Consider the following 15,795-nt stretch of genomic DNA (forward strand, 5'->3'; position numbering starts at 1 on the left):
GGACCTTTCCCGCTTTTTGCGGGGCGTCAACGAACCTAGACGGCGGGACCCTTGGGTGCGCCGGCGCCGTCGTCCGACTTTTCGGCTGCGCGGTCAGCGGCTTCCTTGATGTCGTTCACAGCCTGCTTGGCCTCTTCATTGTGCGCAATGTCTGCAACAGGAGTCGGTTCAACCGGAGCTGGGGTTTTCCAGGGATCCTCCACAGGCTGTGAAGCGCGCCAGATGGCAACTCCAGCTGTCAGGGCGGCGGCGATGATGCCGACAATCAGCCAGCCCTTCCCGCCCTTGCGCTGCTTGCTTCGCCTGAGGTCTTTCGCGGCGCGCTGGGCGGCGACAACGGCTGCTTTCTGGTACTTCTTTACGGCCTTTTTGTCACCGGTAACCTTGGTCACCACACCGGCAACTCCAGCCGGGATGGTAGCAGCAGCCAAAGTACGCGACGCTGAATCTGCGGCATCACCAAGCCGGTATGACACAGCCGGGATGTATTCACTCACGACGCGGTCGCGCGCGTGGTGGATGGCCGGGGTTGCGCGGTCCAGGGTGCCCTGAATGCGGGGCGCCGTGCCGTCGACGAACTGGTTGATGCGCGGACCTACGCGGTCCAGGCTCTCCTGAATTCTAGGGGTGACGACGGCTATGCCGTCTGAGAGACCCTGTGTTGCCCGGTTCACGCCCTGCTGGATCCTGGGCGAGGCCGTCTCGATTCCTCGCTCGATTCGCGGCGTCACCCATTCTCTGGCGGCATCCACTCGCGGAGCGGCCCAATCCCGTGCCGTTCCGACGCCCATCAGAACGTTGTTCTCAAGGCTGCGGACAACGCTTTCGGATTTCTTCACAACTACCTCCCATGGATAGTGACTGTTGTTAGTCAGCCTACGTGCTATCCCGAGGTCCATGCTATCCGTGCGTTGGTTTCACAGCTTTTTCACTGTACGCGGAACGTGGTCGTTCCGGGAGATACCACGGGTGTGCGTGAAAGAATGGATCCCATGACAGCTATAGCTACTGCACACGCAACTATTCACACCAGCCTTGGAGACATCAAGGTGGAGCTTTACGGCAACCACGCCCCGAAGACCGTCAAGAACTTCACGGGCCTCGCTACCGGTGAGATAAAATGGACTCACCCCAGCACGGGCGAAGAGACCAACGCACCGCTCTACGACGGCACCATTTTTCACCGCGTCATCAAAGACTTCATGATCCAAGGTGGCGACCCCCTTGGCCAGGGCATCGGCGGCCCGGGCTACAAGTTCGACGATGAGATCAACCCCGACCTTGACTTCAGCGCTCCCTACAAGCTGGCAATGGCCAATGCCGGCCTGCAGAATGGCCGCGGAACCAACGGCTCGCAGTTCTTCATCACCTCCGTTCCCACCACGTGGCTGCAGGGGAAGCACACCATTTTCGGCGAGGTCAAGGACGAGTCATCCCGCGCCATCGTCGACCAGCTCAACTCGATCCCCACCGATGGACGCGATAAGCCTCTCGAAGATGTCGTAATCAACAGCATCACCATCGAGCAGGCCTAGCACCGTATGACCTATGGAATCCCGGCGGGCCAGCCGGATGAGGACGTTCCCGTATGCCCACGCCACCCGGACAGGGTGAGTTATGTGCGGTGTCAACGATGTGGCAGGCCCGCCTGTCCGGAATGCCAGCGTCCGGCGGCCGTCGGGATTCAGTGCGTCGACTGCGTGCGTGACGCACAGCGCCACAGTCCGGCCACGCGCACCATCTTCGGCGGAACAGTGCGGCAAGGGAAACCGCTGGTGACCTTTTCGCTCATCGGAGCCTGCGTAGCGTTGTTCCTGGCCCAACTAGCCATCCCCGGGGTGACGGACCTATTGGCGTACGCAGGAATCTATACCTCCGGCATCATCACTCCGGAACCCTGGCGCATGATCACCGCCGCGTTCCTTCACTCCACAGGATTCCTGCTCCATATCGGTTTCAATATGTATGCGCTGTGGATCATCGGACAGGCTCTTGAACCCCTGCTGGGGCGGGCAAGATTCCTCGCCCTGTACCTGATCGCTGCCTTCGGCGGATCGGTGGCGGTACTCCTGCTGACCAATCCGCTGCAGGGCGTTGTCGGGGCATCAGGGGCGGTGTTCGGACTCTTCGGGGCCATGCTCATTGTGCAGAGGCGGCGTGGCGGTGACGTACGGCAACTGGTTGTGCTCATTGCAATCAACACCGTCCTCGGGTTTGTGGTATCGGGAATCTCCTGGCAGGCACACCTTGGCGGTCTGATGGCCGGAAGCGCTGCCGCGGCCATCATCGCCTACACGCCGCGGAGTTCGAAGCGCTCCCTGATCCAGTGGTCAGGACTGGCCGCGCTGACGGTTGTCTTCCTTGTTCTTACGTTTGTCGGTGCAAGCCTGGTGACGTTCCCCGCCTAGTTTTCCACAAGGGTTATCCCCAGTGGGGAAAACTTACACACATGTAATTCCACAGGTGTGGATAAGCAGAACCCACGGATTTCAGAAACGGCCCGAAGAATTGCACCGAGTTACCCACAGCTGTGGATAACTCGGTGCACAACCTGTGCACGACTACGTAACCGCTTCCTGTACTTCGGCCAGCAGGTTCCGCATCTCTGTTTCGGCTGCGTCAGGGTCGGATCCGGCGATCGCCGCCGCGACGGCTTCGTGGCTGGCAAGCGAATACTCACGGGGTGTGCGGGGCATCAACCCCTGGGTGGTCCTTCCCCGGAGAACTTCCGTGACAACGTCATCGAGCGCGGAGAACATCTCGTTACCGCTGGCCAACAGGAGTAGGGCGTGGAATTCGATATCCACGGCTAGAAACTCGTCAAGACGGCCCGCTTCGCCGAGTGCGCGCAACTGCTGGGCGAGGTTCACAACGACGGCGCGTTGCTCTTGGGTTGCATTGCGCGCTGCTCCCGCCGCAGCAAGCGGCTCAACTGCGCATCGCAGTTCCATCAGGCTCTTGAACTGCCGTGCGCGGGATGTTCCCTCCAACCGCCAACGGATGATCCGCGCGTCGTAGACATTCCAGTGACGAGGGGCCTGAACCACAATTCCGACGCGGCGTTTGCTGAAGACGAGGTTCATGGATTCGAGAATCCGCATGCAGTCGCGAATCACGGTTCGTGAGACCTTGAAGCGCGCCTGTAGTCCCTCGATTGTCAGCCGTCCCCCGGGTTGTAGCTCACCGCTGACAATGCTGCGCCCCAGCTCCTCGATGATGCTGCTGTACTTTACGGCGGCCGCCGGTGCCCGGCCTTGCGAAGACAGCACCACTGATTGACCTTTCCGAGGGGTAGGGATGGGATCAGAATAAGCCGGGACGCCGGCGATTCAAAGGTCGCATCTTTACATTCGGTAAAGGTGCTACCTTTATAGCCGAGTAGATTGAGCGTTGAGTCACAGGCGGCGGAAACGACCAGAAAGTCGAGGAGACGGCGTGGAGTCACGAATGCATCTGGTGATTATGGGCGTGTCAGGATCAGGCAAGACGACGATCGCCACTGCACTGGCGGAGCGCCTCGGTTGGATCTATGCCGAAGCGGACGAGTTTCATTCCCCTGAGAACATCACGAAGATGACCCAGGGTATTGCTTTGACCGACGAGGACCGCAAACCCTGGCTTGATTCAATCTCGCATTGGATCAGCGAGAAGAGCGCCAATGGAGAATCCACCATCGTGACGTGCTCGGCGCTGCGAAGGCGTTACCGGGATGTTCTGGCCGCTGCCGACGGTGACATCCGGTTTGTTCACTTGCTCGGCGATGTTGACCTCATTCGCTCACGCATGAAGACGCGCACCGGGCACTTCATGCCTGAATCCCTGCTGCCATCGCAGGTCAGCACCCTCGAAATCCTCGAGGAGAACGAGCGCGGGCTCACCATCGACAATGTCGGCACACCCGCGGAAGTTACGGATCGGATCATGGCCGAACTCGGCATCATCGCCTGAGCGCATAGAACAAAGGAGGCGCCTTTCGCTCGGAAGGCACCTCCTTTCTGGCTGGATGGAGCAGCCGCTCTGGCTAGAACTACCGCCAGCGGGTGGTCATGAGGAACCCGGCGATCGCGACTCCAAAGCCAATGAGAATGTTCCAGGAGTCGATGCCTGGGATCGGGAAACGTCCTTCGGAGATGTAATAGACCAGAATCCACAACAGACCGAGCACCATCAACCCGAACATTACCGGCTTGTACCAGACCGGGTTCGGCTTCGGTTCCGCAGCGGCGCGCGTCTTCGGCTCGACCTGCTTCTTGCGGGACTTCGACTCGGGCACGGATCCTCCTAGACGGTGGCTGGGGCTTCCAGCCGCTGTGTTTGTGGTCATACAGCTCGGAACCCGGCCGCGACACCAGTTATCCTGAGATGAGGACCCATGGCATCGGCGCGGTTCTAGCTGCCCATTCTAGCTAATGAATGGCCGCTGCGACGCCCGACATCACATCCGTAGGCAGGGAGAAGGATTGAGCGACCTCGGCGGCGGCATCGCGGTGGCTCGCCGTGACCGTTCCCGGCGCGCGCCCGCCCGCCGACGTCGTCGTAGTCTGCTCGAGATGGCGGCCCAAGTGATCGGTGAGCTGCTCATCACGGCCGGCGTTATCCTGCTCCTGTTCGTGGCGTGGCAGCTGTGGTGGACAAATGTCCAATCCAATGCAATACAAGACCAGGCAGTTGAGGAGTTCTTCGCCGACCTCGGTGAGGCGCCTGTGGCAGATGATCCTGTGGACGAGCCTCCAACTTCGTCACCGGATCAGGTTCCCGTTCTGGAGGCGAAAGCAGCGGGTGAGACCTTCGCCGTCATCTACATCCCGCGTTTCGGGGACAGCTACACCCGGCCGGTCACCAGCGGGGTGACTACGGCCGTGCTCGACAACCTGGGCCTGGGACACTATCCCGAGACCGGCATGCCGGGTGCTGTAGGGAATTTCGCACTTGCAGGCCACCGGCAGACAAACGGCGCCGTGCTGGACAACATACATACTCTGGTGCCCGGCGATCGCATCTATGTGCAAACACAGGACGGTTATTACTCCTACGTCTACCGGAATACGCAGATTGTACTGCCGGACCGAACTGATGTCCTCGCGCCGGTACCTACGCAGCCGGGCGTTGAACCCGAGGAACGAATCCTCACCCTCACCAGCTGCAATCCGCGCTTTGGCGCGCAGGAACGAATTATCGCCTACGCAGTGATGGAGTCATTCCAGTCACTGGAGGACGGACCGCCGGAGGAGATTGCCGCACAAGTAGCCGAGGTCGCGGAAGGAGCCGCCTGATGTACGCCTTCATATTCCGCCACTTGCCGGGGCCTCTCTGGCTTCGGATCGTCTGGGCGATTCTGCTCATCATTGCAGCACTGGCAGTCCTCGTGAGCTGGGTCTTCCCCTGGCTGTCCCAGTTCAGCCCCCTGACCGATTCAACGATTGGCACGTGATCATGAACAGTCCTACCCGAATCCTGGTTGTCGACAACTACGACAGCTTCGTGTACACGCTGGTCGGATATCTGCAGGAACTGGGTGCGGAGACCACCGTTGTCCGGAATGATGACGTCACGCTCGCTGAAGCTGTGGCGCTTGCCGAAGTGAGGGACGCAGTTCTCATCTCCCCCGGGCCGGGAGCGCCCGCGGAAGCCGGCGTCTGCATCGAGCTAATCAAGTGGTGCGGCGCAAACGACAAGCCGATGCTCGGGGTGTGCCTTGGCCACCAGGCGCTGGCAGAGGCTTACGGCGGATCAGTGACCCATGCTCCCGAACTGATGCATGGAAAGACGTCCCTGGTAGAACATGACTCAACGAACGTCTTCGAAGGTCTGAACTCGCCGTTGACGGCCACCCGCTACCACTCGCTGGCAGCAGTAGGGGACGTTCCTTCCGAACTGCGTGTGACGGCGCGGACGGCGAGCGGAGTGATCATGGGTCTTGAGCACCGGTCCGCTCCGCTGTGCGGAGTTCAGTTTCACCCGGAGTCGGTCTTGACCGAGGGCGGCTACCGGATGCTGGGGAACTGGTTGGAGCAGGCCGGCCTGGACGGCGCTGCAGCCCGCTCAGCCACGCTTAGCCCGCTGATTCACCAGCAGTCAGGGACCTAGGCCCTCCACCGCATCTCCCACGACGCCGCTGTTGCCCTGCCCGTTTCCCTGTCCTCGCCCGCGACCCTGGTTGCCGGGCTCTTCCTCCTCGGCAGGAGCGCTCGACGCGGGCGGCGGGGCTGTTGACGGAGCAGGCTCTTCTTCGGCCGGTTTGGTAGCAACATAGATGACTACTTCGGTGCCCGGCGCGATATTCGAGTTCGCAACCGGTTCCTGTCTCACTACAAGGCCGGCTTCCACGACGGCGTTTGGTTCCTCCTCGATCCGTGGGACCAAAGCGCGGGCCGGGTCTTCCAACAGCGCGACTGCTTCATCGCTCGGCAAGGAAGTGAGACGAGGGACGGTCACCAGCCCGGTGGAAAGCACGAGGTTAACCTCGGAATCAGCGGGTACGGTCGAGCCGAGTGCCGGCTCGGTTTCGATCACCCGGCCCGCGGGAACAGTTGCGCTGTTCGCTTCACTCACGCTACCGCCGCGCAGGCCAACCGACTCAAGGGCATCCCTCGCTGAGGATTCGGTCATCTGGAAAATGTCCTCAGGTATTGCGCGATTTGCCGGTCCCTTGGAAATCAGCAGTGATACCAGGGCATCCGGTTCCACCTCGCTGCCTGCTTCGGGATCGGTAGTGATAGCGAAGCCCGACTCGACTTCATCGTGGAACGTACGTTCCACCTGCGGACGGAGACCCACGGCGGTCAGCGCGTTGCTTGCCTCGGTTTCACTCAGGGAGTCAACGGCGGGAACAGAGGTGAGGATGGGCTCCTCCGGTTGCGCGTTGAGGATTCCGAAAAGCGCGATACCTCCGGCAGACAGGAGCAGTGCCAACAGCACCAGCAGTACAGCTATCCACCCGCGCCGGCGTGAGCGGGTCCGGTCTTCGGCATCGCGACGGTTCTGCGCCGCATGTGCCACGGGCAGCGAGCCCGTCTCCTCTTCCTCCACCAGCGAATCAGCTGCGATGCTTCCACCGGCAAGAACCCTGGCCATCGCTCTTGTCTGAGGGGCGTCGTCGTCCGTTCGTGCTGGAACGGCGGCGATTGCTTCGGTAGGTGCTGCCGGCACGTCTGGCCGGATGCCTTTGCGCGCGTCACGAAGGGCCGACCGGAAGTCGGCTGCACTCTGGAAGCGCCGGGCGCGGTCCTTCTCCAGCGCAATGGAGAGCACTGACTCGATCTCCGCCGGAATGCTGGCATCGATTTCACGGGCAGGCGTGGGAATCTCACGCACATGCTGGTAGGCAACAGACACCGGGCTGTCGCCGACGAACGGAGGCCTTCCGGTGAGTAGTTCGTAGAGTAGGCAACCCGCCGAGTACAGATCACTGCGAGCGTCCACGGTTTCTCCGCGCGCCTGCTCAGGGGAAAGGTACTGTGCGGTACCGATCACCGCTTGGGTCTGGGTCATGGTGGCGGCGGAATCGGCCATTGCCCTCGCAATGCCGAAGTCCATCACTTTCACCTGACCCTCAGGAGTAATCATCACGTTGGCCGGCTTGATATCCCGATGGACAATGCCTGCACGGTGGCTGTACTCGAGTGCTGAGAGAACTCCCAAAAGGTAGTCGACAGAGGTCTCAGGCGTCAGTTCTCCGCGCTTGAGGAGATCGCGGAGGGTCCGCCCGGCAACATATTCCATCACGATGAAGGGAACACGGACCTCGTCATGGTGCTGGCCCTCGACCTCCTCCTCACCGGTGTCGTACACGGACACGATCGTGGGGTGGTTCAAACCGGCAACCGCCTGCGCTTCGCGGCGGAATCGGGACTGGAACAGTGGGTCCCGGGCAAGGTCACGGCGCAGCACCTTGATGGCCACGGTACGGCCGAGCCGGACGTCACGGCCGAGGTGAACGTCGGCCATACCGCCACGGCCGATCAGTTCACCCATCTCGTAACGTCCGTTGAGGACTCTCTCGCTGCTCACCTGGTGCCCCCTCACATGCTTCCTAGGGCTGGTCCTGGCCGGGCGGAGTCTGGCCGGGACCGATCGCCGGGGGCGCCTGGGTTTCATCAGGGCCCAGGGAGACGACGTAACGAACGGTGCTTCCCGGTTCCACCTCGGTGCCTTCAGCCGGATCCACGGACAGGACGGTTCCCGCTGCTTGTTCGGAAGCTTCAGAACCGGAACGGACGGCGCTGAGCCCCAGATCGGCGAGGGCCTGCTGCAGTTCTTCCTCGGTGGCTCCTACAAGGCCCGATGGAATGGTCAACGTCTCGGGCGCTTCCGCGAAGGTGACAGTGATCTGGGAGCCGGGCGTCAGTGGGCCGACGGGGTTGAGGGTCAGGACCGTCCCGGGATCAAAATCGTCCGTAACCTCCGGCTGCTGGTCCACGGAGAATCCCAGATTGTTGAGCTCGGCCACGACCACGTCAATGGGACGACCCTGATAGGTGGCCTCATCCACCACGATCGCTTCCGGTGTGGTGGGTGCGGGGGTGGTGGGTTCCGGAGTGGTTTCTTCCGGCGTGGGCGTCGGGCTTTCACTTTCGGACGGCGTTGCGGACGCCGAGGAGCTGGTGGGTGCCGGGGCCGGCTCGTCTTCGTTGCCGGCCAACAGCGGAGCGAGCAGGAAGCCGGCAACGGTGAGCGCTGCCAGGACCAGCAGGACAATCAGCGCAATCAGCCAGGGACTGCGTCCACGGGATTCTTCCTCTGGCGGGGGAACTTCGTCGATATCTTCCTCGGTCCACTCCCGTGACGCCGCAACTGCGCCGGCGCCTGCCCCTGCACCTGCGACGGCGGGCAGAGCCGACGTCGTTGGGGCGGGAATCGCGCGGGTGGCGCCGGTGGGTGCCGGGACCGGAGTGGTGAGTGGGCCGGTGGAGTCCGTAAACAGCAGCATTCCGGGTACGGCTGACTCAGCTGCACGGATATCGTTGCGCCGGATGGCGGCGACAGCCTCGGCAAGCGCTTCCGCGTTCCCCGGACGGTCCGCCGGGTCCTTGGCCAGCATGCTCGCGATAAGCGCACGCACCGGATGAGGGATAGTTTCGGGTAGATCAGGCGGCGCATCATTGACCTGGGCGAGGGCAATTGCGATTTGCGACTCACCGGAGAACGGGCGGCGTCCGGCGAGTAGCTCGTACCCGATCACGCCCAGCGCGTAGATATCGCTGGAACCGGTTGCCTGCTGCCCGGTTGCCTGCTCTGGAGCCAGGTACTGGGCAGTGCCCATAACCTGTCCGGTGGCGGTCAGCGGAACCTGGTCAGCAAGGCGCGCAATGCCGAAATCTGTAATCTTCACGCGGCCATCGGGCATGATCAGCAGGTTTCCGGGCTTGACGTCCCGGTGCACAAGGCCCTGGCGGTGTGCGACGCTGAGGGCCGTTGCGGTCTGGCCGATGATTGACAGCGCCCTGTCCGGTGCCAGGATTTGTTCGCGCTCAATGATGGTCGACAGGGGCTGGCCTGGGACGAGCTCCATGACGAGATAGGCTGAGCCGCCTTCCTCACCATAGTCAAAGACGTTCGCGATGCCCTCGTGGTTCAGCAGGGCGGTGTGGCGGGCTTCGGCGCGGAACCGATTGAGAAAACCGGGATCCCCCGTATATTCCTCTTTGAGAATTTTTATGGCCACGATGCGTCCGAGCACCTGGTCACGTGCTTTCCAGACCTCACCCATGCCTCCGATGGCGATGCGATCAGTCAGCTGGAACCTGCCGCCTAATGTGATACCTGAAGTAGGTCTCACCTATTCAACACCGCCTCTATGAGTCTCTTAGCGTTTGGACTTGTCAATTGAGCACCCGTCGCTATGTCGACGTCCTGCATCACGATGGAAACCACTACTTCCGGATTGTCGGCCGGCGCGAAGCCGGTGAACCAGGCGTTGTCGCCCTGCTCGGGTACTTCCGCCGTGCCGGTCTTGCCGGCTACTTCCACCCCTGGGACCGCGGCATTCTGGGCCGTACCGTTCTCCACCACGTTGACCATCCACTCCGTGATCAGGTTGGCGTTGTCCGCGCTGAGGGATTCGCGGAAAACCTCCGGCTCCGGTTCGTCGATGATGGAGAGGTCCGGTGCACGGACGGCTTTCACCAGGTTGGGCTTCATGAGCACACCATCATTGGCGATCGCAGCGCTAACCATCGCCATCTGAAGCGGTGTGACTGCGACACTGAACTGCCCGATGGCCGACTGCGCGAGCTGGGCTTCACTAAGTTCTGTGGGGAACTGGCTGGCCGCCACCTCAACCGGAATGAAAAAGCGCTCACCAAAGCCGAACTCCTGCGCCTGCTCGAGTACCGCCTGCTCACCGACCTCCCACGCAATCTGGGCAAACGGAGTGTTGCAGGACTGCTCGAGTGCAAACTCGAGGTCTGCGGTGTCACGCGCCGCGCACCCGCCGGTGGTGAAGTTCGGGAGCCCGACGTCGGTGCCCGGCAGGTCAAGCACCGGCGGGTTGGGGATGGTGGACTCCGCATCGAACTGACCTGTCTCAAGAGCGGCCGCGGCCACCACGAGTTTGAAGACTGATCCGGGAGCCACAAGTGACTGCGTTGCTGGGTTGAAGTAGATGGACAAGCCGGGAACCTGAGCGAGCTGCTCGATGTTCTGCACAACCACCGACGTGTCATGGGCGGCGAGCAGATTAGGGTCATACGACGGCTTGGAAGCCATCGCGAGCACGTTTCCGGTGGCTGGCTCCATCACAACGATCGATCCGGTCTGCCCTTCGGGGATCATGTCCCAGGCCAGCTGCTGCAATTGAGGATCGATGGTCAGCTCGACGGAGGCACCCTGTGCCTGGGCGCCCGAGAACAGCCGGACCATCTGATCAATGAAGAGATCGTCGCTACTGCCGGAGAGCTCCTCATTCATGACGTTCTCCAGCTGTGTGGAACCGTTCACCAACGAGAAGAATCCCGTGAGGTGCGCATACATCTCCGGCTCGTTGTAGACGCGCTGGTAGTTGAATTGGTCATCCGACGGCACGGATTCCGCGATCGGACGACCATCCACCAAAATCGCGCCCCGGTTCTTTCCATAGTCCTGCAGGATCTGCCGCGTATTCCAGTCATTGTTCTCCAGCGCGTTGGCCTCGAAGAACTGGACATAGGTGAGGGATCCGAGGACGAGCGCGAACATGCTCATGGCCACGATCCAGGAGCGTCGGATTGCCTGGTTCATGCGGTGACCTCCCGCGTAGGATCTGTTGCCGGAGTGTTCCGATTCTGCTTGCCTTCGGAAAATGTTTCGCGGACCGGCCCCTTCACGGCCGGCCGCCGGGCCGTCTCCGAGATGAGCAGGAGCAAGGCGACGATGATCCAGTTCGCCAGCAGGGAAGAACCACCGGCCGACATGAAGGGTGTGGTGAGCCCGGTAAGCGGAATGAGCCGTGTTACCCCGCCGATGACAACAAAGCACTGCAGCGCGATCGTGAAGGACAAGCCGCAGGCGAGAAGCTTTCCGAACCCGTCACGGGTGCCGAGAGCCGCGCGGAAACCCCGGGAAATAAGCAAAATGTAGAGCAGCACGATGGCGAAGAGCCCGATTAGGCCGAGTTCCTCACCGAGGGCCGTGATGATCATGTCGCTGTTGGCATAGGTTACAAGATCCGGCCTGCCCTGCCCGAGCCCGGTGCCGACGAGTCCACCGTTCGCAAGGCCGAAGAGCCCCTGGACAACCTGACCGCTGCCACCGGGATTGCGGTTGAAGACCTCCGGCTCAAACGCATTGATCCAACTGTCTATGCGCAGGGCAACGTGGCTGAACAACTGAAGGGCTGCGTAACCACCGACAGCAATCATCGCGAGGCCGATCAACACCCAGCTGACCCGCGACGTCGCGACGTAGATCATGGCCATAAAGAGGCCGAAGAACAGGATGGAGGAGCCGAGGTCACGCTGGAAGATCAGCACGCCGATGCTGACCAGCCAGGCGGCCACCATGGGTGCCAGGTCCCGGAAACGCGGAAGCTGCAGCGGTCCCAGCTTCTTTCCGGCCAGCAGGATGAGGTCGCGGTTGGTGGAAAGATACCCCGCGAAAAATATGGCGAGAGTGATCTTGGCGACCTCGCCGGGCTGGAAGGTACCCACACCCACGTTGATCCAGATACGCGCCCCGTTGATTTCGACGCCGAGCGGGGTAAGCGGCAGCATCAGCAGGACCGCGCTCACAATGAGCGATATATAGGTGAACCGACGCAACATCCTGTGGTCCTGAATCACCAGGAGTGTAGCTATGGACGCACCCATGGCGACAGTTGTCCAGAGGAACTGGCTCGGTGCAACAGGTTGTGCATCGGCCGGAAGTGCCAGGTCTAACCGGTAAATCATGGCCAGCCCGATTCCATTGAGCGCGATCACGATGGGAAGAATTACCGGATCTGCATATTTTGCGCGGAAACGAAGAAGTATGTGGAAGATCAACGCCAGCGCGGCCAGCGTACCGCCCTGCAGCCAGAAGGCCGAGTCGAACGGATTCTCCTTGTCGAGACCTACAAGCCAGTTGGCGCCGATCGCTACTGTCAGGGCCACGACAAGGAGGAGTGCCTCGACATTACGACGGGACTTCGGGACTGTGAGTACCTCACTCATTGGACTCTCCCTCCACAGGAGGCTGCTTCGCCTGGTGCTGCATCAGCGCTTGCGGAGGCGCTGGGGCTGGCTTCGGCGGTGGCGCCGGGACTCGCAGGAGAGGCACTTGCACTCGGTTCTGGTGTTGGGCTACCCGAGGACGACGGCTCAGGCGACGCAGTCTCGGGTGAGGCTGAAACTGTGGGCGACGGGCCGGCGGACGGGCTCGGATTGCTCTCCGGTGGACACGGCAGCGCCCGCAGTGACTGGCGGAGGTCTTCAACGATGTCCTGTGCATGTTCGAGGTCGCTCGCTGCGAGAGTGTTCTCGAGGCGATTGCGCTGGAATTCCGGAAGGCTGGACACAGGAATGTCGGTCGTCTGGTCCACGTGGCTCAAGGGAATCGGCCCGAGTGTCTGAGCAACCCCGTTGTAGATGGCCACCCTGTTGTCGAAGGTAGCAACGTAATAGCGCGTCTGGGTCCAGACGTATCCCAGGGAAAGCACTGCGGCAAGGATCAGTGCCATCAAAGCCAGGGCGGCCGGCAGCAGCCAGCGCCGGCGGCGGGGCGCGGAAGCTTCCTCGGTCTGGTCGTCCTCCACGGTGTCCGCGGGTGCTGCCTTGTGCGTCAGCATCATAGCTGCGCGGCGCTCGGTGGACCGCTGCGTGACGATGGGAATCTGTCCGGTTTCAGTAGCCAGCGCTGCCGAACCCACCAGGGTATGCGGGCGGGATGACAGGTCTTCCCGGATAACGTCCGCCCTGATGGCTACACCGGGTGTCGCGTCATCAGTAGAAGTGTCGCTGTCCTTCTCCCCGGCTGCTTCACGCGCGGGCGGAAGTGCGGTGAGCGCGGCAGTGCGCAGATCTTCAGGCGTGGCGGTGTCCACATCCACCACCACGATGGTGATGTTGTCCGGGGATCCGCCGGCCAGCGTCAGGTCAACAAGCGTGTTGACGCAAGCTGAAAGATCACGCGTTTCACGGATAATTCGTTCGACTGTGGCATCATCCAGGACGGCATTCAATCCGTCCGAGCAGAGCAACCAGCGTTCACCGGGCTCAGCATCGAAGGTGGTCAGGTCGAGTTCCGGGCTGGCATCGACATCACCGAGGACGCGCATCAGCACGTTCTTGTGCGGATGGACCTCCGCCTCCTCCGGCTTGAGCCGGCCCTCCTCGATGAGTCGCTGCACAAAGGTGTGGTCGACGCTGATCTGCTCGAAAACATCGTTCTTCAGCCGGTAGGCCCGCGAATCACCGATGTGGGCAAAGGAAATTTTCTCGCCGTTGAGAAGCATCGCCGTAACGGTTGTACCCATGCCGGCAAGCTGCGGGTTGGTGCTGACCAGTTCAGACAGGAGCGAATTGGCAGTCTGGATCTCGTCGGCCAGGTGAGTGCCGGCGTCGTCGTCGTAATCCTTACGGTCAAGATGCACCAGATCCAGGACTGTGGACGCTGAGGCGATGTTGCCGCCGGCGTGCCCGCCCATTCCGTCCGCTACAACGGCGAGGTAACGGCCGGCATAGGCGGAATCGTCATTCTTTGCGCGGACTTTTCCCACATCCGAGCGGGCGGCGAAACGGAAAACCAGGGCCATGGACTATGGCCTCAATTCAATAACCGTCTTACCGATCCGGACGGGTACGCCAGGTTCCACCGGCAGCGCGCGGGTCAGCTGGTTGCCGGCAAGATAGGTTCCGTTGGTGGATCCGAGATCTTCAATGAACCACCGGCTGCCCTGCGGGAAGAGCCGGGCATGGCGGCCGGACGCGTAGTCATCCTCAAGGACAAGCGTGGCTTCTTGGGCGCGGCCCAGCAGGATGGGGCTGGACGCGAGGTCCAGGGCGGTTCCCTTGAGAGGGCCTTCCGTGACGATCAGACGCCGCGCCTGCGCCTTGGCCGGTGGTTCCTCAACCAACTCCGGGTGCTTACGGGCTTCGCGGGCTGTAGGAGAGCCAGTCCGGTTGCGCAGGCCCACCACAAGATCCCGCCGCAATGCGCTGACGACGCTAAGGACGAGGATCCAGATCAGGAGCAGGAACCCGTATCTCAACAGCGTTACGGTCAGATCACTCATGCTTGGCGTCCACCGTTCTGCACGGGTACAAGTCGGAAAGTCATGCGGGTACGACCCATGGTGATCACTGAGCCGTCCGTCAGGTCCGCTTCCCCCTGTACGCGTTGTCCATTCACATAGCTGCCGTTGGTCGAGCCGAGGTCAACGGCACGGGACTGGCCCTGAGCGGTGTGAATCTCAAGATGCCGGCGGGACACACCGGTGTCATCGATGAGGATGTCCGCCTCCGATGAACGGCCCAGAAGGACGGACCCGGCGTTCAACGAGTAGCGCTGACCGTCGAGTTCAAGGACGGGCTGATAGCGCGTGGGCTGGCGGTTTGGGACGCTGGGAGCAGGCCGACGCTGCGCGGGCTGTTTTTCGGTGGCTGAGTCGATTTCAAAGGAACCGGGCTTCAGGTCGGAATCGCGGGTGAAAGACACCCGAACCGATCCCTGAAGCGTGTAGTGCTGGCTGTTGACGTGCTTGATGACGACATCACACAGTTCCTCGGCGAGTGGCGCCCCCCACTCCTGAGCGAGTGCGAAGTCCGGATCTGATAGCCGGGCGGTGAAAACATTCGGTGCAAGGGTGCGTCCCTGCGCCAGCGTGAGTGACTTGTTATCCAGTTCGCGGCGCAGTGCGCTGGCAATCTCGACGGGCTGCACCTGGGACCTGGAACCGGTGGAGAAGGCGCCACGGACCATCTTTTCGAGTCCGCGCTCGACATTATCCAGAATGCCCATGCCTACCTCCTTACCTGCTTTTCTTGCTGCCCGAATGCGCCCGCACGAAAGCGCGCGGAGGCATGCCGGGTCGCTGCTGTCTTGTGTCGATACTACTGGGGCGTCCCCTAAATGGCCTTAACGCGGCATGTTGCCCCGTCGATTACATTCAACGTCTCTACTCATCGCAAAGTTGCGCGGTGTGCCGTAGCTGTACCGTTTAGGTGTTTTTGGCGCCGCTCCGTTATGCTTGTTTCTGCTGATTCGGAGGAATCTTTTCCAAGAATCCTTCTTCACTTTGCGCGAGTGGCGGAACGGCAGACGCGCTGGCTTCAGGTGCCAGTATCCGAAAGGGTGTGGGGGTTCAAATCCCCCCTCGCGCACGAGAGAAAAATAACCCCGGCC

General features: G+C 61.7%; 16 protein-coding genes and 1 tRNA gene. 7 read left to right on the plus strand and 10 right to left on the minus strand.

From position 1 onward, the window contains the following. Positions 1-35: 35 nt before the first annotated feature. Positions 36-839, minus strand: coding sequence for a hypothetical protein (locus P4U43_RS07015; RefSeq protein ID WP_277358076.1), 804 nt, complete (start codon positions 837-839; stop codon positions 36-38). A gap of 153 nt (positions 840-992) precedes the next feature. Between P4U43_RS07015 and P4U43_RS07020 the strand changes: the two genes are divergently transcribed. After that, the gene (locus P4U43_RS07020; protein ID WP_056545617.1) at positions 993-1,535 is read left to right on the plus strand and encodes a peptidylprolyl isomerase; all 543 of its coding nucleotides are present in this window, start codon (positions 993-995) and stop codon (positions 1,533-1,535) included. Between the two features lie 240 nt (positions 1,536-1,775). Beyond that, positions 1,776-2,408, plus strand: a complete 633-nt coding sequence (locus P4U43_RS07025; RefSeq protein WP_318533010.1) for a rhomboid family intramembrane serine protease — start codon at positions 1,776-1,778, stop codon at positions 2,406-2,408. A 153-nt stretch (positions 2,409-2,561) separates the two neighbouring features. Here P4U43_RS07025 and P4U43_RS07030 read toward each other — a convergent pair whose 3' ends face one another. Beyond that, positions 2,562-3,269 carry a FadR/GntR family transcriptional regulator gene (locus P4U43_RS07030; protein ID WP_277358078.1) on the minus strand — a complete coding sequence of 236 codons (708 nt, stop codon included), beginning with the start codon at positions 3,267-3,269 and terminating at the stop codon, positions 2,562-2,564. A 166-nt stretch (positions 3,270-3,435) separates the two neighbouring features. Here P4U43_RS07030 and P4U43_RS07035 point away from each other — a divergent pair, with 166 nt between their 5' ends. Then, positions 3,436-3,948: a gluconokinase gene (locus P4U43_RS07035; RefSeq protein ID WP_277358079.1), complete on the plus strand. Its 513-nt coding sequence runs from the start codon at positions 3,436-3,438 to the stop codon at positions 3,946-3,948. A 79-nt stretch (positions 3,949-4,027) separates the two neighbouring features. Here the strand turns inward: P4U43_RS07035 and P4U43_RS07040 are convergent, their stop codons facing one another. Next, on the minus strand, positions 4,028-4,273 hold the full coding sequence (locus P4U43_RS07040; protein ID WP_056545619.1) for a cell division protein CrgA: 246 nt from the start codon (positions 4,271-4,273) through the stop codon (positions 4,028-4,030). Positions 4,274-4,550: 277 nt separating this feature from the next. Between P4U43_RS07040 and P4U43_RS07045 the strand changes: the two genes are divergently transcribed. The 3 genes from P4U43_RS07045 to P4U43_RS07055 are packed head-to-tail and all read left to right on the plus strand — an operon-like array spanning position 4,551 to position 6,087. Beyond that, on the plus strand, positions 4,551-5,273 hold the full coding sequence (locus P4U43_RS07045; RefSeq protein ID WP_277358116.1) for a class E sortase: 723 nt from the start codon (positions 4,551-4,553) through the stop codon (positions 5,271-5,273). Then, entirely contained in the window at positions 5,273-5,431 is a 159-nt protein-coding gene (locus tag P4U43_RS07050; protein WP_277358080.1) for a hypothetical protein, read from the plus strand. The genes P4U43_RS07045 and P4U43_RS07050 overlap by 1 nt, the downstream gene beginning before the upstream one ends. A gap of 2 nt (positions 5,432-5,433) precedes the next feature. After that, a complete protein-coding gene (locus P4U43_RS07055) occupies positions 5,434-6,087 on the plus strand; it encodes an anthranilate synthase component II (protein ID WP_056546686.1) in 654 nt (217 codons plus the stop codon). Here the strand turns inward: P4U43_RS07055 and pknB are convergent. From pknB to P4U43_RS07090, 7 genes are read right to left on the minus strand one after another with little or no spacing between them, the layout of a single operon-like run. Beyond that, positions 6,076-8,010, minus strand: a complete 1,935-nt coding sequence (pknB, locus tag P4U43_RS07060) for a Stk1 family PASTA domain-containing Ser/Thr kinase (RefSeq protein WP_277358081.1) — start codon at positions 8,008-8,010, stop codon at positions 6,076-6,078. The genes P4U43_RS07055 and pknB overlap by 12 nt on opposite strands. Before the next feature lie 22 nt (positions 8,011-8,032). Next, the gene (locus P4U43_RS07065; protein WP_277358082.1) at positions 8,033-9,778 is read right to left on the minus strand and encodes a protein kinase domain-containing protein; all 1,746 of its coding nucleotides are present in this window, start codon (positions 9,776-9,778) and stop codon (positions 8,033-8,035) included. Then, positions 9,775-11,217 (minus strand): peptidoglycan D,D-transpeptidase FtsI family protein, encoded by a 1,443-nt coding sequence (locus P4U43_RS07070; protein ID WP_056545626.1) that lies wholly within the window; start codon positions 11,215-11,217, stop codon positions 9,775-9,777. The genes P4U43_RS07065 and P4U43_RS07070 overlap by 4 nt, the downstream gene beginning before the upstream one ends. Next, positions 11,214-12,626 carry an FtsW/RodA/SpoVE family cell cycle protein gene (locus tag P4U43_RS07075; protein WP_277358083.1) on the minus strand — a complete coding sequence of 471 codons (1,413 nt, stop codon included), beginning with the start codon at positions 12,624-12,626 and terminating at the stop codon, positions 11,214-11,216. Before P4U43_RS07075 ends, P4U43_RS07070 begins: the two co-directional genes overlap by 4 nt. Beyond that, the gene (locus P4U43_RS07080) at positions 12,623-14,206 is read right to left on the minus strand and encodes a PP2C family protein-serine/threonine phosphatase (RefSeq protein WP_277358084.1); all 1,584 of its coding nucleotides are present in this window, start codon (positions 14,204-14,206) and stop codon (positions 12,623-12,625) included. Before P4U43_RS07080 ends, P4U43_RS07075 begins: the two co-directional genes overlap by 4 nt. Positions 14,207-14,209: 3 nt before the next feature. After that, on the minus strand, positions 14,210-14,686 hold the full coding sequence (locus tag P4U43_RS07085) for an FHA domain-containing protein FhaB/FipA (RefSeq protein WP_056545632.1): 477 nt from the start codon (positions 14,684-14,686) through the stop codon (positions 14,210-14,212). After that, positions 14,683-15,411 carry an FhaA domain-containing protein gene (locus P4U43_RS07090; protein WP_277358085.1) on the minus strand — a complete coding sequence of 243 codons (729 nt, stop codon included), beginning with the start codon at positions 15,409-15,411 and terminating at the stop codon, positions 14,683-14,685. The genes P4U43_RS07085 and P4U43_RS07090 overlap by 4 nt, the downstream gene beginning before the upstream one ends. 279 nt (positions 15,412-15,690) lie before the next feature. On the opposite strand from P4U43_RS07090, the gene P4U43_RS07095 reads away from it, so the two are divergent. Beyond that, positions 15,691-15,773 (plus strand) — tRNA-Leu (locus P4U43_RS07095). Positions 15,774-15,795 lie beyond the last annotated feature (22 nt).

It is taken from the genome of Arthrobacter vasquezii (assembly GCF_029455255.1).
Taxonomy (GTDB): domain Bacteria; phylum Actinomycetota; class Actinomycetes; order Actinomycetales; family Micrococcaceae; genus Arthrobacter_D; species Arthrobacter_D parietis.